The 22,280-nt window shown below is 72.7% G+C and carries 17 protein-coding genes and 1 pseudogene; 13 read left to right on the top strand and 5 right to left on the bottom strand.

Annotated elements, in window-relative coordinates; genetic code table 11:
• Positions 1 to 17 precede the first annotated feature (17 nt).
• The 3 genes from A8711_RS08855 (at position 18) to A8711_RS08845 (ending at position 4,163) form a co-directional block, all read left to right on the top strand.
• Positions 18 to 1,136 (top strand): GuaB3 family IMP dehydrogenase-related protein, encoded by a 1,119-nt coding sequence (locus tag A8711_RS08855; protein WP_043328337.1) that lies wholly within the window; start codon positions 18 to 20, stop codon positions 1,134 to 1,136.
• Positions 1,137 to 1,224: 88 nt separating this feature from the next.
• A complete protein-coding gene (locus tag A8711_RS08850; protein ID WP_069087936.1) occupies positions 1,225 to 2,616 on the top strand; it encodes a M1 family metallopeptidase in 1,392 nt (463 codons plus the stop codon).
• Positions 2,617 to 2,705: 89 nt separating this feature from the next.
• Complete coding sequence (locus A8711_RS08845; RefSeq protein WP_069087935.1) at positions 2,706 to 4,163, top strand: M1 family metallopeptidase; 1,458 nt, start codon at positions 2,706 to 2,708, stop codon at positions 4,161 to 4,163.
• Between the two features lie 4 nt (positions 4,164 to 4,167).
• On the opposite strand, the gene A8711_RS08840 is transcribed toward A8711_RS08845, so the two are convergent.
• Positions 4,168 to 5,268 (bottom strand): LCP family protein, encoded by a 1,101-nt coding sequence (locus tag A8711_RS08840; protein WP_043328340.1) that lies wholly within the window; start codon positions 5,266 to 5,268, stop codon positions 4,168 to 4,170.
• 140 nt (positions 5,269 to 5,408) lie between these two features.
• Between A8711_RS08840 and A8711_RS08835 the strand changes: the two genes are divergently transcribed.
• Together A8711_RS08835 and guaA are read left to right on the top strand one after the other, a co-directional pair.
• A complete protein-coding gene (locus A8711_RS08835) occupies positions 5,409 to 7,091 on the top strand; it encodes an FAD-dependent oxidoreductase (protein WP_069087934.1) in 1,683 nt (560 codons plus the stop codon).
• 119 nt (positions 7,092 to 7,210) lie between these two features.
• Positions 7,211 to 8,767, top strand: coding sequence for a glutamine-hydrolyzing GMP synthase (guaA, locus tag A8711_RS08830; RefSeq protein ID WP_069087933.1), 1,557 nt, complete (start codon positions 7,211 to 7,213; stop codon positions 8,765 to 8,767).
• A 6-nt stretch (positions 8,768 to 8,773) separates the two neighbouring features.
• Here guaA and A8711_RS08825 read toward each other — a convergent pair whose 3' ends face one another.
• On the bottom strand, positions 8,774 to 9,085 hold the full coding sequence (locus tag A8711_RS08825) for a PspC domain-containing protein (protein WP_069087932.1): 312 nt from the start codon (positions 9,083 to 9,085) through the stop codon (positions 8,774 to 8,776).
• A 144-nt stretch (positions 9,086 to 9,229) separates the two neighbouring features.
• On the opposite strand from A8711_RS08825, the gene A8711_RS08820 reads away from it, so the two are divergent.
• The 3 genes from A8711_RS08820 (at position 9,230) to A8711_RS08810 (ending at position 12,477) form a co-directional block, all read left to right on the top strand.
• Positions 9,230 to 10,177, top strand: a complete 948-nt coding sequence (locus A8711_RS08820) for an NUDIX domain-containing protein (protein ID WP_069087931.1) — start codon at positions 9,230 to 9,232, stop codon at positions 10,175 to 10,177.
• 127 nt (positions 10,178 to 10,304) lie between these two features.
• Positions 10,305 to 11,216, top strand: a complete 912-nt coding sequence (locus A8711_RS08815; protein WP_069087964.1) for an NUDIX hydrolase — start codon at positions 10,305 to 10,307, stop codon at positions 11,214 to 11,216.
• 346 nt (positions 11,217 to 11,562) lie between these two features.
• Complete coding sequence (locus tag A8711_RS08810) at positions 11,563 to 12,477, top strand: phosphatidylcholine/phosphatidylserine synthase (RefSeq protein WP_043328345.1); 915 nt, start codon at positions 11,563 to 11,565, stop codon at positions 12,475 to 12,477.
• Between the two features lie 57 nt (positions 12,478 to 12,534).
• Here A8711_RS08810 and A8711_RS08805 read toward each other — a convergent pair whose 3' ends face one another.
• From A8711_RS08805 to A8711_RS08795, 3 genes are all read right to left on the bottom strand, one after another.
• Positions 12,535 to 13,782, bottom strand: coding sequence for a phosphatidylserine decarboxylase (locus A8711_RS08805; RefSeq protein WP_069087963.1), 1,248 nt, complete (start codon positions 13,780 to 13,782; stop codon positions 12,535 to 12,537).
• Between the two features lie 159 nt (positions 13,783 to 13,941).
• Positions 13,942 to 14,343, bottom strand: coding sequence for a hypothetical protein (locus A8711_RS08800; RefSeq protein WP_043328346.1), 402 nt, complete (start codon positions 14,341 to 14,343; stop codon positions 13,942 to 13,944).
• Complete coding sequence (locus A8711_RS08795; protein WP_069087930.1) at positions 14,340 to 16,187, bottom strand: PspC domain-containing protein; 1,848 nt, start codon at positions 16,185 to 16,187, stop codon at positions 14,340 to 14,342. Before A8711_RS08795 ends, A8711_RS08800 begins: the two co-directional genes overlap by 4 nt.
• A gap of 155 nt (positions 16,188 to 16,342) precedes the next feature.
• On the opposite strand from A8711_RS08795, the gene A8711_RS08790 reads away from it, so the two are divergent.
• The 5 genes and pseudogenes from A8711_RS08790 to A8711_RS08770 form a co-directional block, all read left to right on the top strand.
• The gene (locus A8711_RS08790; protein WP_082930979.1) at positions 16,343 to 17,614 is read left to right on the top strand and encodes an ATP-binding protein; all 1,272 of its coding nucleotides are present in this window, start codon (positions 16,343 to 16,345) and stop codon (positions 17,612 to 17,614) included.
• A 1-nt stretch (position 17,615) separates the two neighbouring features.
• A complete protein-coding gene (locus A8711_RS08785) occupies positions 17,616 to 18,293 on the top strand; it encodes a response regulator transcription factor (protein ID WP_030501521.1) in 678 nt (225 codons plus the stop codon).
• Between the two features lie 584 nt (positions 18,294 to 18,877).
• On the top strand, positions 18,878 to 20,521 hold the full coding sequence (locus A8711_RS08780) for an ABC transporter substrate-binding protein (protein WP_064446567.1): 1,644 nt from the start codon (positions 18,878 to 18,880) through the stop codon (positions 20,519 to 20,521).
• A 146-nt stretch (positions 20,522 to 20,667) separates the two neighbouring features.
• Positions 20,668 to 21,594 (top strand): ABC transporter permease, encoded by a 927-nt coding sequence (locus tag A8711_RS08775; RefSeq protein ID WP_013288523.1) that lies wholly within the window; start codon positions 20,668 to 20,670, stop codon positions 21,592 to 21,594.
• A 75-nt stretch (positions 21,595 to 21,669) separates the two neighbouring features.
• A pseudogene (locus A8711_RS08770) lies at positions 21,670 to 22,280 on the top strand (ABC transporter permease); the annotation flags it as partial.

Here is a 22,280-nt window from a genome sequence, read left to right as displayed (position 1 = left end):
ACCACCTGGAGTCCCTCATGCGTGACGTGGTCGAGATCGGGCTGGGCAAGACCGCGCAGCGCGGCTACCACCTGGACGACATCGCCATCGTGCCGAGCCGCCGCACCCGGGACGTCGACGACGTCTCCACGGCGTGGCAGCTCGACGCGTACCAGTTCGGCATCCCCTGCGTCGGCCACCCCTCGGACGCGACCATGAGCCCCGCCTCGGCGGTCCGGCTGGGCCAGCTCGGCGGCCTCGGCGTGCTCAACGTCGAGGGCCTCTGGACCCGGTACGAGAACCCGGCCAAGGTGCTGGAGGAACTGGCCGGTCTCGGCGAGGACGCGCGGGCGACCAAGCGCCTCCAGGAGGTCTACGCCGAGCCGATCCGGCCCGACCTGATCGCCGAGCGGGTACGCGAGCTGCGCGAGGGCGGCGGCACGGTGGCGGTGCGGGTCTCGCCGCAGCACACGCTCGCGCTGGCCCCGGTGATCCTCGACGCCGGCGTGGACATCCTGGTCATCCAGGGCACGCTCGTCTCGGCCGAGCACGTCTCCACCACCGACGAGCCGCTGAACCTCAAGGAGTTCATCGCCGACCTCGACCTGCCGGTCATCGTCGGCGGCTGCACCGACTACAAGACCGCGCTGCACCTGATGCGTACCGGCGCGGCCGGTGTGATCGTGGGCATCGGCGGCGACGACTGGTCGACCACCGAGTCGGTGCTCGGCATCCGGGTGCCGATGGCCACCGCGATCGCCGACGCCGCCGCTGCTCGCCGCGACTACCTGGACGAGACCGGCGGCCGGTACGTGCACCTGATCGCCGACGGCGACATGCAGACCTCCGGCGACATCGCCAAGGCGCTCGGCTGCGGCGCGGACGCGGTGATGCTCGGCGAGCCGCTGTCGCTCTGCGAGGAGGCGCCGGCCGGTGGCGCCTGGTGGCACTCCGCGGCCAGCCACCCGTCGCTGCCCCGGGGCGCGTTCGAGGTGGCCGGCGAGCCGCTCGGCTCGATGGAGAAGCTGCTGTTCGGCCCGGCCGACGAGCCGGACGGCCAGCTCAACCTCTTCGGCGGCCTGCGCCGCGCGATGGCCAAGTGCGGCTACCGCGACCTCAAGGAGTTCCAGAAGGTCGGGCTGGTCCTCGACCGCTGAGCACCGGCTGAGCACCGCATGACGGCGCGGGCGGCGGCCCGGACGTGTTCCGGCCCCGCCCGCGCCGTCGCGCGTCTAGGCTCGCCGGGTGAGACGGGGGCGGATCTGGGCGGCAGGGCTGGCGGCGGCGCTCGCGGTGAGCGGATGCACGGGCGGCGACGACAACGGGTTCCGGCCGGGCGCGGCGGACGCCGGTGACCCGTACGTGCCGGGGGCCGGCAACGGCGGCTACGACGTGGGCCACTACGCGCTCGACGTGCGCTACGACCCGGCCGGCGACAGGCTCGCCGGCACCGCCACGCTGACCGCCACCACCACCCGTGCGCTGTCCCGGTTCCAGCTCGACCTGGCCGGGCTGGACGTCGAGCGGGTCCGGGTGGACGGGGAGGCGGCCGAGCACCGCCACGACGGCGCCGAGCTGATCGTCACCCCGCCGCGCGGGCTGCCGTCGGGAAAGCGGCTCACCGTCGAGGTGACGTACGGCGGGGTGCCGCAACCGCTGCCGAACGCCGAACTCGGCGACGGCGGCTTCCACGCCACACCGGACGGCGCGATCGCGCTCGGCCAGCCGGAGTCGGCGAGCACCTGGTACCCGGTCAACGACCACCCGTCGGACAAGGCGACCTACGACTTCACGATCACCGTGCCGGACGGGCTCGCCGCGCTCGCGAACGGCGTGCCGGAGGGCAAGACCTCAAGCGGCGGATGGACCACCTGGCGCTGGTCGGAGCGCGCGCCGATGGCCAGCTACCTGAGCACGCTGGTGATCGGCGACTACCGGGTCAGCACCGGGACGCACGCGGGCAAGCCGCTGGTCACCGCCGTCGCCGAGGCGCTGCCCGCGGACGGGCCGGCCGCTGCGTCGGTGGCCCGCACCGGCGAGATCGCCGACTTCCTGGCCGAGCGTTTCGGCCCGTACCCGTTCGAGGCGTACGGCGGGATCGTGGTGGCCGACGAGCGCATCCGGTACGCGCTGGAGACGCAGAGCCGGCCGGTCTACGGGCCGGGCTTCTTCCGGGGCGACCGCCCGAACACCGAAGTGGTCGCGCACGAGCTGGCCCACCAGTGGTTCGGCGACAGCGTATCGGTGGCCCGGTGGAGCGACATCTGGCTCAACGAGGGCTTCGCCACGTACGCCGAATGGCTCTGGGCCGAGCACGACGGCGGCCGGACGGTGGCGCAGACAGTCGCCGAGCGGTACGCGGACACCGACTGGTCGAAGCCCACTGTCGACCCGGGCCGGTCCGGGATGTTCGGCGACGCGGTCTACCAGCGGGGCGCGCTCGCGGTGCACGCGCTGCGCCGCGCGGTCGGCGACGAGACGTTCTACCGGGTGCTGCGCGGCTGGCTGGCGCAGCACCGCAACGGCAACGTCACCACCGCCGACTTCGTCGGGTACGCCGAACGCACGTCGGGGCGGCCGTTGCGGACGCTGCTGGACGCCTGGCTGGTCGGCGCGACGCCACCGGGACTGCCGTGACGTGGGCGTGACCGCCGCTGGGTAGGCTGCCGCGGGCGGAGCGGCCCGTGGGCGGGGCCGCTGTTCGGGACCCCGGAGGGATCGAGGCGATGACGCGGCGCGGCGGACGACGACGGCTCGGGCTGCTGGCCTGCACGACGCTGCTGGTGGCCGGCTGCGGCTCGGCCGAGCCGGACCCGGGACCGGCGTCTCCCACCACTGCCGGCCCAGCGGCCACGCGCAGCTTCGCGGCGGGCGCGGCCGGCGCGGGCGACCCCTACTTCCCGAGCTACGGCAACGGTGGCTACGACGTCGCGCACTACACCGTGAAGGTGCGCTACGACCCGGAGACGGACAAGCTCAGCGGCACCACCACGATGCGGGCCACCGCGACCGCCGACCTGTCCGCGTTCAACCTGGACCTGGCCGGGCTGACCGTCCGCTCGGTGACTGTGGACGGCGCCGCCGCCCGGCACAGCCGTACCGGCAACGAACTGGTGGTCACCCCGGCCACCGGGCTGACCTCCGGCAACGGGTTCACCGCCGAGATCCGGTACGACGGGCGGCCGGAGCCGCTGCGTACCGAGTCGCTGGGCGAGGGCGGCTGGCTGCACACCTCGGACGGGGCGATCGCGCTCGGTCAGCCGGAGTCGGCGAGCACCTGGTTCCCGGTGAACGACCACCCGTCGGACAAGGCGACCTACGACTTCGAGATCACCGTCCCGAAGGGACTGACGGCGGTCTCCAACGGCGTGCCGAAGGGGAAGTCGACAAGCGGCGACTGGACCACCTGGAAATGGTCGGAGGGCGCGCCGGCGGCCAGCTACCTGACCACCGTGGCGATCGGGAAGTTCCGGGTCACCACCGGCGAGCACAAGGGGCGGCCGGTGTACAGCGCGGTCACCACCCAGCTGCCCCAGGGCGCCCCGGACCGGTCGATCGCGCGTACCGTCGAGGTCGCCGACTACCTGGAGAGCGTCTTCGGGCCGTACCCGTTCGACTCGTACGGCGGCGTGGTGATCGACGACGACCGGATCCGGTACGCGCTGGAGACGCAGAGCCGTCCGGTCTACTCGGCCAGCTTCTTCCGGCAGGGCGACAACACCGGCGTGGTCGCGCACGAGCTGGCCCACCAGTGGTACGGCAACAGCGTGTCGATCCAGCGCTGGCAGGACATCTGGCTCAACGAGGGGCTGGCCACGTACGCCGAGTGGCTGTGGGCCGAGCACAGCGGCTCGACCACAGTGCAGCGCACGTTCGAGCAGAAGTACGCGAACGCCGGCTCGCAGGTGTGGCGGACRCCGCCGGGCAAGCCGGGGGTGGAGAACCTGTTCAGCCGCTCGGTCTACGACCGGGGCGGGATGACTGTGCACGCGCTGCGGGTGGCGGTGGGCGACACCGCGTTCTTCACCGTCCTGCGTACCTGGGCGGCGGAGCGGAAGAACGGCAACGCCACCACAGCCGACTTCGTCGCGCTGGCCGAGCGGGTCTCGGGCAAGAAGCTGGCGAAGGTCTTCGACCCGTGGCTGTACGGCACCGAGCGCCCGCCCGCCCCGAAACCGCTGTAGGTCCTCAGTTCTTGACGCGCAGCGACGGGTGGGCGGTCAGGAAGGCGTCGGCCCGCCCGTCGCGCAGCGCGGTGAGGAAGTCGCGGCCCAGCGGCTTGAGCTGCTCGCCCCGGTACGCGCCGCCGCTGCTCACCCCGGCGCCGGGCAGCACGACGAGCGTGAGCCGGTCGGCGGGCAGGCCACCGAGGGCGTACGCGAAGTCGACCAGGTTGCGGCCGCCTCCGGCGTACACCAGGGTCTTGCCGAGCGCGGCGACCACCTGCTCGACCCGCTGCGGGTCGCGCGCGGTGCCCTGGTCGACGATCTTGCGGGCCAGCGCCCGGAGCAGTTGCTGCTGGTGCCGCTGCCGGGTGTAGTCGCCGCCCGCGGTGTAGCGCTGCCGCGCGTAGTCCAGCGCCTGCCAGCCGGTCAGGTGGCGGGTGCCCTTCTCGTAGACCATCTGCGGCCCGGTGTAGCCGCCGCCGGTCAGCGTCCGCATGGTGCCGTCGGGGCGGCGGTGCCGGGACTCGACCCGCTGGTCCACGTAGAGGTCGACCCCACCGAGCGTGTCCACCAGCTTGTCGAAGCCGCCGAACGTGATCACCGCGCCGGCGTCGATGCGCAGCCCGGTGTAGCGGGAGACGGTGGTGCGCAGCAGCTCGTACCCCTGGGCGGTGCTGGGGTTGCCCTTGTCGCCCGGCACCCGGCTGCCGTAGCTCATCGCGTGGGTGAGCTTGGTCCGGCCGCCCGGGTAGCGCGCCTTCGGGTAGGCGGGGATGTCCACCACCAGGTCGCGGGGGAGCGAGAACAGGTACGCCCGGTCCAGCCCGGCGGGTACGTGCAGCAGCAGCACCGCGTCGGCGTGCGGCTCCCAGCCGGGGATGCTGACCCGGGTGTCGACGCCGACGAGCAGCAGGTTGAGCGGGCCTTTCAGGTCGGCGCCGGGCGGCGGTGTCGGGCTGGCGGTGGTCGGGGCGGGCGTCGGCGAGGCCGGTGGCGTGGTGCTCGGGCCGGCGGCCGGGGCGGCCGGACGGTTCGCCACCAGCCGGGTGGTCACCACCGCTCCGGTGGCGACCAGCAGCGCGGCCACCAGCGCGGCCAGGCCCAGCAGGCGTCGTCTCGTCACGTTCGTGCCTCCCCGTGTGATTCGACGCGCCAGGAGGGCCCAGAGGTTGCAGTGGTGGGAATCCCGGCGATCGAGCGCTCTGCATGATGTGCGAAAAGGTCTCGTTGGCGCTATAGCTACTCGTCGGTAATGATGCGTCCATGCGCTACGACGTGGTCGTCATCGGGTCCGGGTTCGGCGGCAGCGTCACCGCGCTGCGGCTGGCCGAGAAGGGTTACTCGGTCGGCGTCCTGGAGGCCGGGCGGCGCTTCGCCGACGACGAGTTCCCGCGTACGTCCTGGCGGGCGCGACGGTTCCTCTGGGCGCCCCGGCTCGGCTGCTTCGGGCTCCAGCGGATCACGCTGCTGCGCTCGGCCGACCGCAAGGCCGGCGGCGGCGTGCTCGTGCTCTCCGGCGCCGGGGTGGGCGGCGGCTCGCTCGTCTACGCGAACACGCTCTACGAGCCGCTCGACGCGTTCTACGCCGACCCGCAGTGGCGCGACATCACCGACTGGCGCGACGAGCTGGCCCGCCACTACGACCAGGCCAAGCGGATGCTCGGCGTCACCACGTACCCGATCGACACCCGCGCGGACCGGGCCGTCCGCGCGGTGGCCGAGCGGATGGGGGTGGCGCACACCTACCACCCGACGCCGGTCGGCGTGCACATCGGGCGGCCGGGCGAGCGGGTGGCCGACCCGTACTTCGGCGGGGCCGGGCCGGACCGCACCGGGTGCAGCCACTGCGGGTCCTGTATGACGGGCTGCCGGCACGGCGCCAAGAACACGCTGGTGAAGAACTACCTCTGGCTGGCCGAGCGGCTCGGCGTGCAGGTGCACCCGCTGACCACCGTCACCGCCGTGCGCCCCGACCCGGCCGGCGGGTACGCGGTGCACACCGAACGCACCGGCGCGTGGCTGCGCAAGCGGCGCGAGGTGATCCACGCCGACCAGGTCGTCTTCGCGGCCGGCGCGCTCGGCACCCAGCGGCTGCTGCACGAGATGATGGCGACCGGCGCGCTGCCGGCGCTCTCGCCCCGCCTCGGCGAGCTGACCCGCACCAACTCCGAGGCCATCCTCGGCGCCTCGGTGGCGCCCGGCGCGGCCCGGAAGCGCGGCCTCGACTTCACCGAGGGGGTGGCGATCACCAGCTCGTTCCACCCCGACCCGCAGACCCACATCGAGCCGGTCCGGTACGGCAAGGGCTCCAACGCGATGGGCCTGCTCCAGTCCTTGCTGGTAGACGGCGGTCCCCGCCGCGCCCGGCGCTGGCTGGGCAGCATCGTCCGGCAGCCCCTGCTGGCGGCGCGGATGCTGTCGGTACGCCGCTGGTCCGAGCGCACCGTGATCGCGCTCGTCATGCAGTCGGTCGACAACTCGCTGACCACCCGCTACCGCCGGGGCCGGCTGGTCTCCGGCCCCGGCCACGGCGCGCCCAACCCGACCTGGATCCCGGCCGGCAACACGGCGGCCCGGCTGCTCGCCGAGGAGATCGGCGGCACCCCGGGCGGGGCGGTCACCGAGCCGTTCAACATCCCGGTCACCGCGCACATCCTCGGCGGCGCGGTCATCGGCGCCTCCCCGGACGAGGGCGTCATCGACCCCTGGCACCGGGTGTACGGCCACCCGGGGCTGCACGTGGTGGACGGCGCGGCGGTCTCGGCGAACCTGGGCGTCAACCCGTCGCTGACGATCACCGCGCAGGCCGAGCGGGCCATGTCGTACTGGCCGAACAAGGGCGAGGCGGACCCGCGCCCGGCGCTCGGGTCGGCGTACACCCGGGTCGCGCCGGTCCCGCCGCGGCGGCCCGCCGTCCCCGCGCACGCCCCCGCCGCCCTGCGGTGAAAGGAAGGGCCCCTTCTTAACGCCTCCGGTAGAGGAAGGGGCCCCTGTTAACACATTCACCCCGCCACACCGCCGGGGCGCGTCCGCGCGCCCGGTGACTGTCGGTAGGCTTTGCGCACATGAGCACGCCTCGCCCCGTCCTCGTGGTGGACTTCGGAGCCCAGTACGCCCAGCTCATCGCGCGCCGTGTCCGCGAGGCGAAGGTCTACTCGGAGATCGTCCCGCATTCCATGCCGGTGTCCGAGATGCTGGCGAAGAACCCCGCCGCGATCATCCTGTCCGGCGGTCCGGCCAGCGTGTACGCGCCGGACGCGCCGCAGATCGACGCCGGCGTGTTCACCGCCGACGTGCCGGTCTTCGGCATCTGTTACGGCTTCCAGGCCATGGCCCAGGCGCTCGGTGGCACCGTCGCGCGCACCGGCAACCGCGAGTACGGCGGCACCCCGCTGCGCCCGCGCCTGACCGAGCCCGGCGTGCTGCTGCGCGACCTCCCGGCCGACCTGCCGGTCTGGATGAGCCACGGCGACTGCGTCACCGAGGCGCCGGAGGGCTTCACCGTCACCGCCGAGTCGGCGGGCGCCCCGGTCGCCGCGTTCGAGGACCTGGCCGGCCGCCGCGCCGGTGTGCAGTTCCACCCGGAGGTCGGGCACACCGCGCACGGCCAGGAGATGCTCACCCGCTTCCTGTACGACATCGCCGGCATCGAACCGACGTGGACGCCGTCGAACATCATCGACGAGCAGGTCGCCCGGATCCGCGAGCAGATCGGCGACAAGGAGGTCATCTGCGGCCTCTCCGGCGGCGTCGACTCGGCGGTCGCCGCGGCGCTCGTGCACCGTGCCGTGGGCGACCAGCTCACCTGCGTGTTCGTGGACCACGGCCTGCTGCGGGCCGGTGAGGCCGAGCAGGTCGAGAAGGACTACGTCGCCGCCACCGGCATCAAGCTGAAGGTGGTCGACGCCCGGGAGCGGTTCCTCGGCGCGCTGGCCGGGGTGACCGACCCGGAGCAGAAGCGCAAGATCATCGGCCGGGAGTTCATCCGGGTCTTCGAGGCCGCCGCCCGGGAGATCGYGGCGCACGGCGACGTGGAATACCTGGTGCAGGGCACGCTCTACCCGGACGTGGTGGAGTCCGGCGGCGGCACCGGCACCGCCAACATCAAGAGTCACCACAACGTCGGCGGCCTCCCCGAGGACCTGAAGTTCTCGCTGGTCGAGCCGCTGCGCACGCTGTTCAAGGACGAGGTTCGCACGATCGGCCTGGAGCTGGGCCTGCCCGAGGCGATGATCTGGCGGCACCCGTTCCCCGGCCCGGGCCTGGCCATCCGGATCATCGGCGCGGTCGACGAGGAGCGTCTCGCCGTGCTCCGCAAGGCCGACCTGATCGCCCGGCAGGAGCTGACCACTGCCGGCCTGGACCGGGGCGTCTGGCAGTTCCCGGTGGTGCTGCTGGCCGACGTCCGCAGCGTCGGGGTGCAGGGTGACGGGCGCACCTACGGTCACCCGGTGGTGCTGCGCCCGGTCTCCAGCGAGGACGCGATGACCGCCGACTGGTCCCGGCTGCCCTACGACGTGGTGGCCCGGATCTCCACCCGGATCACCAACGAGGTCGCCGAGGTCAACCGCGTGGTCCTGGACGTGACGAGCAAGCCGCCGGGCACCATCGAGTGGGAGTGACGCCGCTCAGGCCGCGGGCGGCGGTCCGGCGTCCGGCCCGGCCGGCGGGACCGGCGGCCACCCGGGCGCGGTGCCCGGCGGGTGCGGCCAGGCGGGCGCGCCGGCCGGCTCCTCGGGCATCAGGAACCACATGATCGGGTACGCGAGCGCGGCGAGCCCGCCGGTGAGCACCGTGGCGGTCGCGAAGATCACCCGGATCAGTGTGGGGTCGGCGGCGAAGTAGCGGCCGAGGCCGCTCGCCACGCCGGCGATCATGCGGTCGCTGACCGGGCGGCGGAGCTGCTTGTACGGGGCGTGGGAGGGATTCGGAGAGGTCATGTCTCCACGGTCCCGCGCGTCGCGGCGGACGACCTCGGTGACCGCCCGGAGCCCTACCCTGACGCATCCCTGAGACGCCAGCGAAGAGTCAGGAATCTGACTCTTTTCGATCCCGGTAACCCGCTCCGGGGAGAATTTGACCCCGTGACCACCTCGCTGGAGCCGCTTCGCAGGATCGCGGCATACGCAGTTTGTGCTGATTCAAACGGCCGAGTGTTGCTGGTCCGCGCATCGGAGCGCTCCGGCACCCCCGGCACCTGGTCGCTCCCCGGAGGAGCGGTCGACCACGGTGAGGACCCCAAGCACACAGTCGTCCGGGAGACCGCGGCCGAGACCGGGCTCTCGGTAGCGGTCGCCGGCCTTCAGGACGTGCTCGCCGACATGCGGGCGCTGCCCGAGCGGCGCATCACGATCCACACCGACCGCCTCCTCTACACCGTCTCGGTACGCGGCGGGACGCTCACCGAGCGGGTCGACCGCCCCACCGACCTGGCCCGCTGGTTCACCCTCGATGAGGCCCGGGAGCTGCCGCTGCGGTCGTTCACCGCGCGCGCCCTGGGCCTGCCCACCTCCAGCGCCGACATCGTGCCGGAGGAGGTGCCCGAGTTCCCCTCGTTCTACGCCGTACCCGGCCCGGACGGGCTGCACCGGGCGCAGCGCTTCGCCGCGTACGCGGTGGTGACCGACCCGGAGGAGCGCGTGCTGCTGACCCGGGTGTCCGACGGCTACCCGGGCGCCGGCTGCTGGCACCTGCCCGGCGGCGGCACCGACTACGGCGAGCAGCCGGGCGCGGCGCTGATCCGGGAGCTGGTCGAGGAGACCGGGCAGACCGGCCGCCTGGTCGAGCTGCTCGGCGTGGCCAGCCACCGGGACGCGGCCTCGCTCGGCCCGGAGGGCTACCCGATCGACTGGCACGGCGTACGCGCCTTCTACCGCGTGGTCGTGGACCAGCCGGCGCCGCCCACGGTGGCCGACGTCGGCGGCTCCACCTGCGAGGCCCGCTGGTTCCGCCGCGAGGAGCTGGGCGCTCTGCCCACCGATCGCCTCACCGAGGTGACCGCCGAGGCGGTCCAGGCCGCCCACCTCCTCTAGATCCACCCCGCTCACACCCGCGCCCCACTCCGGCGATCATGAAGTTGACGGCGGGAAATGTCCGCGCCGGTACCGCTAACCTCATGATCGACGGAGTGGGGCGCTCGGGTGCGGGGGAGTGGTGCGGGTGGAGCAGCAGCGGCGGGTCGGGGCGTACGGGATGCTGCGGGACTCCGAGGGGCGGGTGCTGCTGGCGCGTGGCTCGGCGAAGTGCCCGTACCCGGGGGTGTGGCAGCTGCCCGGCGGTGGCGTCGAGCACGCGGAACACCCGGCCGACGCGGTGGTCCGCGAGTTCGCCGAGGAGACCGGGCTGACCGTCGCGCCCGGCGCGATCCGGGCCGCCGTCGCCGACGTGACCGCGTTCCGCGCCGAGAACGTCGCGATGCACACCGACCGGCTGATCTTCGACGTCGAGGCGCGCGGCGGGCGGCTGCGACCCGAGCCCGCCGGCGGCACCGACGAGGTGGGCTGGTTCACCCCGCAGGAGGCGGCGAGCCTCCCGCTGATGGTGTTCACCGCCGAGCTGCTCGGCCTGCCGGTGACTCCGCTGCCGGCCGACATGCCCCGCGGGCTGCCCGTCGACCCGGCCGGGCCGGCCGTCGACCGACGGCAGCGCTTCGCCGCGTACGGGCTGGTCACCGATCCGGCCGACCGGGTGCTGCTCACCATGATCGCCGACGGCTACCCGGGCGCGGGCCGCTGGCACCTGCCCGGCGGCGGCACCGACCACGGCGAGCAGCCGGCCACCGGGCTGCTGCGTGAGCTGGTCGAGGAGGCCGGACAGCTGGGCCGGGTGGTCGACCTGATGGCGGTGGACAACCTGCACAACCCGGCCGCGCTCGGCCCGGAGGGCCGGCCGCTGGACTGGCACGGCATCCGGGTGATCTACCGGGTACGCGTGGACGCGCCGACCGAGGCGGTGGTGACCGAGCTGGCCGGTGGCTCCACCGCCCGGGCGGCCTGGTTCGCGCCGGAGCAGGTCGGCGGCCTGTCGATGACCGATGTGGCGGCCCGCGCCACCGGGCAGCGGGTGAGGTGAATCGCTCGCCGAGCCGCCCTGGGTGACCTCCGGTACAGTCGGAAGGAAGGGTTGGCCGACAAAAACGGACGTTGAAGCCCGAGATGGGAATGATTGAGCGGTTCGTGCGGTTAAGGGAGATATAAGTACCGCCGGCAGCTATCGCCAAGCCCCTGTTCCCTGTGCAATGGTGTACTCCGCAAAAGGGCTGCCGGACCCGAAAGGTCCGGCACGAGACAGCCGGACACCCGCCCCGTCGAGGGCGGCCAGCCGATCCGGTGATGGAGGAAACGTGCCGAGAGCCCCATGGCGCCGGCGTCGTACGACTGACAGTCCGCGCCCCGCAGGGCGTCGCTGGGCGGGCCGGTTGCGCCGCAGCAGCACGTTCGCCCGCCAGGTGCTGCTGGTCCGGGTGGGCCGCCGGGACGGCGCGGCCGTTCCGGGGACCGACCTGGTCACCCCCGACCACCGTTACGCAGACCGCCAGCGTCTCCGCTACGGCCGGCTCGACACCGACATCGAGGTGGTACGCCCGGTCAGCCCGGCGCTCGCCCCGGCCGCCCCGGTCGACGACGAGTCATCGGCGATGTCGATCCCGCTCCTGCCGGGTGAGCGCACCGCCGCCCGCCGGGTCAAGTTCGCGCTCGTCAACGCGTGCACGCTGAGCAGCCTCATGCTCGGCATGCTGGCCATCTTCCTGGCCATGCGCGGTGACGTGCAGATCGCCGCGATCTGCCTGATCGCGTGCGTCGCGTTCGACGGCCTCGACGGCGCGCTGGCCCGCAAGCTCGGCGTGGCCAGCCCGTTCGGCGCGCAGATGGACTCGCTCGCCGACATGTGCTCCTTCGGCCTCGCCGCGCCGGTGGTGGTCTACGCCTCGCTGGCCGGTTCGGTGCCCCCGGCGGCCGCCGCGGTCTCCTGCGCGCTCGTCGCCGCCTGCGCGGCGATCCGGCTCGCCCGGTTCAACGTCTCGCCGAAGGACGGCCGCTTCTTCTGCGGTGTGCCGACCACCATGGCGGCGGCAGTGCTGGCCCTGACCGTGGCCATCGGCGTGCCGGTCCCCGGCCTGGTGATGGTGGCCGGCGTGGCGCTGCTCGCCTTCGCCATGGTGTCGAGCTTCCCGTACGCCAAGCTCGCCCGGCTGCTGAAGCTGCCGCCGTGGCTCTGGCTGGCCCCGGTGATCGGCGCGCTCGTCGACATCCGGCTCACGTTCGCCCTCGTGGTGGTGGGCTACCTGGTCAGCGGGCCGCTGCTCTGGCTGCACCAGCGCCGTACCGCCTGATCCGAGAACGACAGAAGGGGCGCCGCCGCAGCGGCGCCCCTTCTTCGTGTCCGGCGTTCAGCGCCAGCGGGCGATCACCGTCGCGCCGCCGACCACCTTGTCGCCCGGACCGACCAGCGGGTCCGCCGCGTCGGCCGGCAGGTAGACGTCGGTACGCGAACCGAACCGGATCAGGCCGAAGCGCTCACCCCGGGCCAGCAGCGAACCGACCGGCGCCCGCTGCACGATCCGGCGGGCGATCAGCCCGGTGCGCTGCGCCACGACCACGGTGCCGTGGTCGGTGTCCAGCACCGTGTACGCCGCCACGTTGTGCTCGGCATCAGGCTTCATGGCGTTGACGAACCCGCCGTCGGCGACGAAGTAGTCGACCACCTTGCCGGCCACCGGGGCGCGGTTGACGTGCACGTCCAGCACGGACAGGAACACCGCGATCCGCAGCCACTCGCCGTCGCCGAAGCGCTCGTCCTGCAGGCGCTGCACGGAGAGCACCTGGCCGTCCGCCGAGGCGACCACTGCCGACGGGTCCTCCGGCACGTCCCGCTCCGGGTCCCGGAAGAACGCGGCCACCGGCGCGGCGGCCAGCGTCGGCAGCAGCCAGAGCTTCGACTTCGGGCGGGCGGCCCGGGCCAGGGCGGCCAGGCCGAGCGTGATGCCGGCGGCGGCCACCCCGTTCGAGTCGATGTGCATGCCCCGGGTCAGCGGCACGCTCGACGGCCGGTACGCCGGGGACAGCGAGGCCGCGAGCGCGACCGGCGCCGGGGTGAACCGCAGGTGGTGCACGCGTACCGGCGGGGTGTTGCGCAGCACCAGGTCGGTGCGTACGCCGTGCAGCACGCCCTGCCGGTCCAGTTCGCCGTCCGCGCCCTCGGTGCGGAACAGCGGCGCGGCGACGCTCAGCACCGCGCCGTCGGCCAGGTATTTCGTCAGCCCGTCCACAGCGGCACGCGCCTGCTCGGCGGTGCCGGTGAACGGCTCGGCGACGACCACCACGGCGGCGGCGTCCGCCTCGGCGAGGGTGTCGACCACCCGTACCCGGTCGGCGACCCAACGGCCCTGCGCGGTGACGTGCTCCCGCAGCGCGGCCGCCGCGGCGCCCTCCGCCGGCACCACTGTGAGCCGGTCGCCGGGTAGCAGCGCCTCGATCGCCGCGGCCAGCACCGCGGACTCCGGAGTCGCGCCGACCAGCAGGCCGGCCTTCGGGTCGTTACGCCGGGCGAACTCGCTGACGAGCGTGCGGGCGGCGCGCTCGCCGATGCGGACCGCACCGGAGGGACCGGTGACGCGCACGGCGGGGGACTGGGTCATGTCGGGCGGGCTCCTGACGAGGTAGCGGACGGACGGGCGGCGGCTCTCCGGCGTCCCGACCGGCGGCTCCGGCGTGGTCGGGTGCGCGGGCCGGCCGGCGGAGGCGAGATCTCCGCCGACCAGCATAGGCCGCGTTCCGAGGGCCCCGCAGTGGCGCGGTCAGGCCGGGTCGCCCGGCGTACGCCGTTCCTCGCGTGTCTCGTCCGCCGGCGGGTCCACCGCCGGCATCTCGCGGGTGGCGGGCCCCGCGTCGTCGGTCGTCGCCTCGGTGGCCCACTCGTCGGCCACGTCGGACGTCGTCTCGCCGTCGCCGGCCGGGCTGTCGTCCCGGTACGGCGCGGAGACCGTCGCCTCCGGCGGCGCGGGCTGCTCCGCGGCCCGCCCCGAGCGCAGCGCGCCGATCAGCCCGAGCAACCCGATCAGGACCAGGCCGCCGGCCAGGAACCAGCCGACCGGAGGTACGGACAGCCCGAGGATGCGGGCCAGCAGCCACCAGACGGACAGGCCGAGGAAGACGAGTCCGAAAGCGAACGACACGATGTCGGTGCGGTGCGCCTTCATCGGGTCACCTCCAGCTTGCCGGCGTTCACGTGGATGTAGAGGCGCAGCTTGCCCCCGCCGGGGCCGTCGGCGCCGGTGTCGGTGCTCTCCCACTGGCGGTTGCCGAGCCCGCCGCTGCGCTTGCCGAAGACCGAGGCGTCACCGGCGTTCACCTCGGCGACGGTTGTCACGTCCACGTCCGGCGGTACGACCACTGTGGCGTTGCCGAGGTTCACGTCGAGGGTCACCTGCACGTCCTGCTTGTCGAAGTTGATCCCACGCAGGTCGAGTACGGCGTCACCGAGGTTGTTCTCGTACCGGTCGGCCAGGTCGCGCAGGTCGGTCGGCGCCCAGGTGACGTTGCCGTCGATGCCGCGCACCCGGTCGTAGGACTCGGCGACGGTGGCGATGCCGAGCGCCGCCGCGGTCACCAGGCCGAGGGCGATGAGCCAGCGGGCCCGGCCGAACCAGGTGCCCACGAGCAGGCCGAGGCCGATGGTGGCGAGCACCGCGGCGAAGTAGCCGGCGGCGCCGACCGGGAAGACGTCGAGCAGGTCGAGCATGGCCACCACGCCCAGCGCCAGGAAGATCAGCGAGAACGTGATCGCGCCGAGCGGGGACCGCTCCTTGGGCCGCTTCGGCGGTCGCGGCGGCCGGCCCGGCGGTGGCGAGGGCGGCGACCCGGCGTACGGGCCGTGCGGGGCGAACGGCGGGCGGTATCCGCCGGGCGGCAGCGGCGCGCCCACCGGCGCGGGGGGCGGCACGGCGGCCGGCTCACCCAGCGGGGCGCCGGTGCCCGGCGCACCCGGCCAGGAGGGCGCCGCGCCGTAGGCCGGCCAGGTGGCGGTGTCCGCGACCGGACCGCTCACCGGGGGCATCGCGGCGGTCGTCGGCTCGGACCAGCCCGGCCGGGTGCCGGCCGCGGCGGGCCAGCCCGGCGCCGGGAGCGTCGGGTAGCTCGTCCCGGCCTCCGGCAGGCCCGGCTCGCGTCCCGGCGTCGCCGGGTGGCCCGGGCCGGACGGGGACGCCGGTTGGTAGCCGGGCTCGGAGGCGGGCGCCGGGGGATAGCCCGGCTCGGTGCGGCCGGCCGGCGGGTAGCCGGGCTCGGCGTGGGCGGCGTACGACGCTGCTTCGGGGCGTACCGGTGGCGTGGTACCGACCGGCGGCGCGGCGGTCCACGGCGGCCCGGCGGCCCCCGCGGTCCACGTGCCGGGGGCCGGCGGCGCGGGCCAGGCCACCGGCGGCACCGGACCCGGCACCGGGCCGGGCGGCGGTGCCGGCTGAGCCGGCTGAGCCGGCCGCTGCCCCGGGCCGCGCTGCTCGCGGTTGAGCAGCAGCGCGCCGCCGATCAGGATCACCGCGCCCAGCAGGATGGCCCGGAACCCGTCGGTGACGACGTAGGCGAAGCCGAGCGCCACCACGATGCCGAGCACGATCACGGTGATCGGGGACATGCTGGACCGGCCGCGGCCGAGCATGGCCTCCACCGGGGAAGCGGTGTCGCCCTCGCCGGGGATGATCAGCCAGCCGGCGACGTACACGATGATGCCGATGCCACCGAAGAAGCCGAGCACGGCCAGCAGCACGCGCCACAGCACCGGGTCGGTGTTCGTGGCCCGGCCGATGGCGGCGCACACCCCGGCCAGGTAGCGGCCTTCGCGAGGGCGCACCAGCCCGTACCGGGTGGTGAAGCCGGCGGCACCCGGCGGCGGGGCGTACCCCCCGGGTGGCGGGCCGGTGAACGGCTCGCCGCCGGGCGGCGTGGTCGCGTGGTCGGTGGGGGGCGCCGACCCCGGTGGGGGCGGCGGCGGGGCGTCCTGTGCTGCCGCCCAGGGGCGGGGCGGACGGGCAGCGTCCTCGGTCATGCCTCCGATACTGCTTGCCCGGCCGCCCGGACTGCCTCAGGACCCGACCCTGACCCCACCCTGAGATCCGCCGGTGGCGAAAGTCCGGGGCGTCCCCGTGGTCCGGGACGTCGCCGCCGTGTGACGATCTGAGCGTCGGCGCCGCCGCCCTCTCCATCTCGACCTGGGAGTTTCCGATCAGCAGCACCCCTGCCCCGCACGCCCCGCGCCTCTACCGGGCCACCGAGCACCGGCTGGCCGCCGGGGTGGCCGCGGGCATCGCCGAGCACCTGGGCATCCCGGTGCTGCGGGTGCGGATGGCGTTCATGGTCCTGCTCGGGCTCAGCGGCCTCGGGCTGCTGCTGTACGCCGCCTTCTGGGCGGTGGTGCCACCCCGCCCCGGCGACACCGCCGTCCCGCCGCGCCGTGACCTGACCCAGCTGCTGCCGTTCGTGGCGATCGGGCTGGGCGTACTGCTGTTGCAGGTCTTCGCCTTCAACTCGGTGGGCGCGGCCGGCACCGCCGGCTGGCTGGTGGCGATCATCGCGGTCGGCGCGGGCGTCATCTGGCACCAGTCCGGGCCGGAGCGGCGCCGGCAGTGGGGCGACGCGGCGGTGCCCTGGCTGGGCGCGGTGGTGGAGGAGACCGACCGGCGCGCGTTCGTGCTGCGCTTCATCGGCGGCGGCGTGCTCGTCGCGGTCGGCATCATCGGCGTGGCGGCCGTCTACTCGCCGGCGCAGAACTTCGACGCGGTGCTCAACGGCGTGATCTTCGCGCTGGTCGGGCTGGCCGGCGTCGGCGTGGTGACCGGCCCAGTGCTCTGGCGGACCTGGAACCAGCTCCGCTCGGAGCGGGAGGGACGCATCCGCGAGCAGGAGCGGGCCGAGCTGGCCGCCATGGTCCACGACCAGGTGCTGCACACGCTGGCCCTGATCCAGCGCAACGCCAGCGACGTCAAGACGGTGCAGCGGCTGGCCCGTGGCCAGGAGCGCTCGCTGCGCAACTGGCTCTACAAGCCGACCGCCTCGCCGACCGAGCGGTTCGCGGCCGCGCTGGAGCAGGCCGCCGCCGAGGTGGAGGACACGTTCGCCATCACTGTCGAGGCGGTGGTCGTCGGCGACCGGGAGACCGACGAGCGGGTCGGCGCGCTCGTGGCCGCCGCCCGGGAGGCCCTGGTCAACGCGGCCCGGCACGCCGGTGTGCAGACCGTGTCGCTCTACGCCGAGGTGGAGCCGGAGCAGGTGAGCGTCTTCGTCCGGGACCGGGGCAAGGGCTTCGACCCGGATACGGTGGAGAATCACCGGCACGGCGTCCGAGGATCGATCATCGGGCGGATGAAGCGGCACGGCGGCCGGGCGGAGATCCGGTCCGAGCCGGGAGAAGGGACCGAGGTCCGGCTGATCCTGCCGATCAGCGGCTCCGGCTCCACGGCGGAAAGGGACAGGTGACATGTCCGAGCAGGAACCGGTCGAGGGCACGGCGCCGCGCGGGCCGCTGCGGGTCTTCCTCGTTGACGACCACGCGATGTTCCGGGCCGGCGTGCGCGCCGAGCTGGGCGCGCGGGTCGAGGTGGTCGGCGAGGCCAGCTCGGTGGCCGAGGCGGTGACCCGGATCGCGGCCACCGCGCCGGACGTGGTGCTGCTCGACGTGCACATGCCCGACGGCGGCGGCCGCGCGGTGCTGGAGGCGATGCGGCGTACCCACCCGCAGGTGCGGTTCCTCGCGCTGAGCGTGTCCGACGCCGCCGAGGACGTGATCGGGCTGATCCGGGCCGGCGCGCGGGGCTACGTCACCAAGACGATCTCCCCGGAGGAGCTGACCGACGCGATCCGCCGGGTGGCCGACGGGGACGCCGTGTTCAGCCCCCGGCTGGCCGGGTTCGTGCTTGACGCGTTCGCGTCCCGGCCGGACGCGCCGGTGGCCGACCCCGAGCTGGACCAGCTCACCAACCGGGAGCGCGAGGTGCTCCGGCTGCTCGCCCGCGGGTACGCCTACAAGGAGATCGCCAAGGAGCTGTACATCTCGATCAAGACGGTCGAGACGCACGTCTCCAACGTCCTGCGCAAGCTCCAGATGTCGAACCGGTACGAGCTGTCCCGCTGGGCTGCCGACCGCCGCCTGGTCTGAGCCCACGTCGCTCGGCGACCCCCTGGGAGGCATCGTCCCCCCGGGGGGTCGTTGTTGTCCGCACAGTCGACGTCGGTATCCCCCGGACGGACAAAAAAGCCGCAGCCGTGCGCCCGTTGACGGGCCCGGAGCGGGCGCGGTCCACGTCACAGCGCATGCGGGCGGCAGGGATGCCCGTCAACCTCCATGTGCCCGTCTTGCCTGTTCAGGGCCCTATCGTCCGTACGCTTTGTGATCTTTTCTCAAGTATCGGCAACGTGGCGGGCAACTAACGTCTTGATAACGGCACCTTCACGGAAAGGGCCGGTGGGTGTCACAGTGGCAGCACCTCACCCCCCGGTGTGAGGCATCTCGTCGGGCCTGCCGACCACGTGGACGCCGCCACCAGCGTCGCCGCGTGGTTGTCGACCCTGCGCGGTGCCCACGTCCAAGGTGTGGCGCCCGGCGGATCGGTACCCCTGGGGTGTCCCGAAATCCTCTGCGGTAAACCGACGTCCGGCTTGTCCGGGTCGCCGGTGGTGTCACCCCCAAACGTGCGTGAAACCCACGACGGAACCAGGTTAAGAAAGAGGAGGCCCCTCGGAATGAGAGTCTCGAAGCGGGCGAGCGGCGCGCTCGCGGTGGGCGCGGCATTCGCGCTCGTCGCGTCCGGCTGCTCCAGCGGGAACAACGACGGTGGCGACGCCGGCGCCAGCTCGGACGGCGCGATCGTCATCGACGGTACCCAGCCGGAGAACCCCCTGGTTCCGGCGAACACCACCGAGACCGGTGGCGGCGCGATCATCGACTGGATGTGGAGCGGTCTGGTCGAGTACCCCAACAACGGTGGGGCGCCGCAGAACCTGCTCGCCGAGTCGATCGAGACGAGCGACTCGAAGGTCTTCAAGATCAAGATCAAGCAGAACACCAAGTTCCACGACGGCACCACCGTCAAGGCCGAGAGCTTCGTCAAGGCCTGGAACTGGGCGGCGTACGGCCCGAACGGCGCGCAGAACGCCTCCTTCTTCTCCGACATCCAGGGCTTCGACGAGGTCTACACCGAGGACCCGGACGGCCCGGACGGCCCGCAGAAGGCCCCGGAGCCCAAGGCCAAGGACATGTCCGGCCTCAAGGTCGTCGACGACTGGAACTTCGAGGTCACGCTGAACGCGCCGACCGCCGTGTTCCCGACCAAGCTCGGCTACAGCGCCTTCGTGCCGCTGCCGGACGCCTTCTTCTCCACCACCCCGGCGGAGTTCGGCAAGAAGCCGATCGGTAACGGCCCGGTCAAGCTCGTCTCCTGGCAGGACGACGTCGAGATCAAGCTGACCCGCTTCGACGACTACAGCCTGCGCGACAAGATGAAGATCAAGGACGTCACCGTCAAGATCTACCAGGACGACACGGCGGCCTACAACGACCTGCTCGCCGGCAACCTGGACTTCCAGCAGCAGGTTCCGGTCTCCGCGCTGGCCGGTGACAAGTGGAAGACCGACCTGGCCGAGCGGGCCATGTCCTCGACCACCCCGTCGACCGGCATCATCGCCTTCCCGATCTACGACAAGCGCTTCCAGAACCCGAAGCTGCGCAAGGCGATCTCGCTGTCCATCGACCGGCAGGCGATCACCGACAAGATCTTCTTCGGTACCCGTAAGCCGGCCGACAGCTGGGCCAACCCGCTGACCCCGGGCGCCGAGCCGGGCAACTGCACCGCCTGCAAGTTCGACGTGGCCGAGGCCAAGAAGCTCTACGCCGAGTCCGGTGGCTTCCAGGGCAAGCTGACCCTGTCGTACAACGCGGACGCCAGCCACAAGGAGTGGATGGAGGCCGTCGCCCAGCAGATCAAGACCAACCTGGGCATCGACGCGGTCGCCGTCGGCGTGCCGACCTTCGCGGTCTTCCGCGCCAACATCAACGCCTACAAGATGACCGGCGCGTACCGGGCCGGCTGGCAGCAGGACTACCCGGACGTGGAGAACTGGATCAACCCGCTCTACGTCACCGGTGGTTCCTCGAACGACGGCAAGTACAGCAACCCGCAGGTGGACGCCCTCGCCAAGGAGGCCACCGCGGCCCCCAGCATCGAGGAGGCCCACAAGAAGTTCGCTGAGGCCGTCAAGCTGATCGACCAGGACGTTCCGTCGATGCCGATCTACTTCGGTGGCCAGCAGTCCGGCCACTCGGAGAAGATCAAGAAGCTCGAGCTGACCAACGTCGGCGAGCTCGACATCACCTCGGTCGAGCTCTGATCCGAACGCTCTGACCCCGGGTCGGGCTCGCCTACCGGTGAGCCCGACCCGGGGCCGTTCCGCGAGGGGGTGTACAACGAACCCCTCGCAACGTTGTCGCCGCCGCGCCGGCCCGCCCCGGCGCTCCCTGTCTGGAGGACCACCCCATGGGCCGTTATCTCTTGAGACGGCTGCTGCAACTCGTGCCGGTGTTCATCGGTACGACGTTCCTGATCTACTGGCTCGTCTGGTCAGTGCCCGGTGACCCCTTCGCCGGCAAGTGCGGCGACCGCGGTTGCCCGCCGAACTACCGCGCCATGATGACCGAGAAGTACAACCTCGACGAGTCGATCTGGGTGCAGTACGCCAGCTACATGAAGAACCTTCTGCAGGGTGACTTCGGTATCACGTTCGGCGGTCGCGAGATCAGCGACATCATCGCCACGTCGTACCCGAACACCCTGAAGCTGGCGGTGGTCGCCCTCGCCATCGAGGCCGTGATCGGTCTCGGCGCCGGCATCCTCACCGGCCTGCGGCGCAACGGCTTCCTGGACAACCTGGTCCTGGTCTCCACCCTCTTCCTGATCGCCCTCCCGGTCTTCGTCATCGGCTTCGTGCTGCAGTGGCTGCTCGGCGTGAAGTGGGGCATCATCAACCCGACCGTGTCCAACGAGATGCGGTTCAGTGAACTGATCGTGCCGGGCTTCGTGCTCGGAAGCGCATCGATGGCGTACATCGCCCGGGTGGCGCGTACGAGCATCGCCGAGAACCGGCGTGCCGACTACGTCCGCACCGCGATCGCCAAGGGCCTCCCGATGCGCCGCGTGGTCGGCGTGCACCTGCTGCGCAACTCGCTCATCCCGGTGGTCACCCTGCTCGGCACCGACCTCGGCGCGCTGATGGGTGGCGCGATCGTGACGGAGGGCATCTTCGGCATCAACGGCATCGGCCGTCAGGTGCTCCGCTCGATCGTCACCAAGGAGAGCGCTACCGTTGTCGGCATCGTCGTGGTGTTGGTGCTCGTCTATCTCATCATGAACCTGGTGGTGGACCTGCTCTACGCCGCCCTCGACCCGAGGATCCGCTATGAGTGACGGCCGCAGCGTACGAAACGTCCCAGCAGTCTGCGCGGGTAACCACGCCCGCGCCGAGCGCAGCGAGGTACGGGCATGAGTGACCCGAATACCGCGTCGATCGTGTCGACGCCGCCCGCGACCATGCCCACCGAGGCGGGGTCGGGCGCGCCCACCAACGCGGGCCTGCCGGAGAGCGCGAAGCAGAACAAGCCGCGTGGCCTGCTCGGTGACGCCTGGATCGACCTGCGCCGCAAGCCGCTGTTCTGGATCTCGGCGACGATCATCCTGATCTTCCTCGTGATGGCGGCCTTCCCGTGGCTGTTCACCTCCGGCGACGCGGTCAACGGCTCGCTGGACCGCAGCCGGGTCGAGCCGTCGTCGGCCGCCTGGTTCGGCTACGACGTGCAGGGCCGCGACGTCTACGCCCGGGTCATCTACGGCGCCCGCGCCTCGATCGTGGTGGCAGTGGTCTCCACCGTCCTGACGCTGCTCGTCGGCGGCACGATGGGCATCATCGCCGGCTACCGCGGCGGCTGGGTGGACGCGCTGCTGTCCCGTGTCGCGGACATCTTCTTCGGCCTGCCGTTCGTGCTCGGCTCGATCGTCATCCTGACCACGTTCAACGGCTCCGGCACCGACAACGGCGAGTGGACGATCATGGGCCTGGTCATCCTGTCCCTGAGCGTGCTGAGCTGGCCGGTGGT

The organism is Micromonospora sp. II (genome assembly GCF_001709195.1).
Taxonomy (GTDB): Bacteria; Actinomycetota; Actinomycetes; order Mycobacteriales; family Micromonosporaceae; genus Micromonospora; species Micromonospora chalcea.
Note: the sequence above shows the minus strand (reverse complement) of the source record. Positions and strands in the feature narration are given on the sequence as shown.

Coding starts and splice junctions, on each gene's coding strand:
- A8711_RS08855 (WP_043328337.1), top strand. CDS start 18: ATGCGTGACGTGGTCGAGATCGGGCTGGGCAAGACCGCGCAGCGCGGC.
- A8711_RS08835 (WP_069087934.1), top strand. CDS start 5,409: ATGCGCTACGACGTGGTCGTCATCGGGTCCGGGTTCGGCGGCAGCGTC.
- A8711_RS08825 (WP_069087932.1), bottom strand. CDS start 9,085: ATGACCTCTCCGAATCCCTCCCACGCCCCGTACAAGCAGCTCCGCCGC.
- A8711_RS08805 (WP_069087963.1), bottom strand. CDS start 13,782: ATGACCCAGTCCCCCGCCGTGCGCGTCACCGGTCCCTCCGGTGCGGTC.
- A8711_RS08800 (WP_043328346.1), bottom strand. CDS start 14,343: ATGAAGGCGCACCGCACCGACATCGTGTCGTTCGCTTTCGGACTCGTC.
- A8711_RS08795 (WP_069087930.1), bottom strand. CDS start 16,187: ATGACCGAGGACGCTGCCCGTCCGCCCCGCCCCTGGGCGGCAGCACAG.
- A8711_RS08785 (WP_030501521.1), top strand. CDS start 17,616: ATGTCCGAGCAGGAACCGGTCGAGGGCACGGCGCCGCGCGGGCCGCTG.
- A8711_RS08780 (WP_064446567.1), top strand. CDS start 18,878: ATGAGAGTCTCGAAGCGGGCGAGCGGCGCGCTCGCGGTGGGCGCGGCA.
- A8711_RS08775 (WP_013288523.1), top strand. CDS start 20,668: ATGGGCCGTTATCTCTTGAGACGGCTGCTGCAACTCGTGCCGGTGTTC.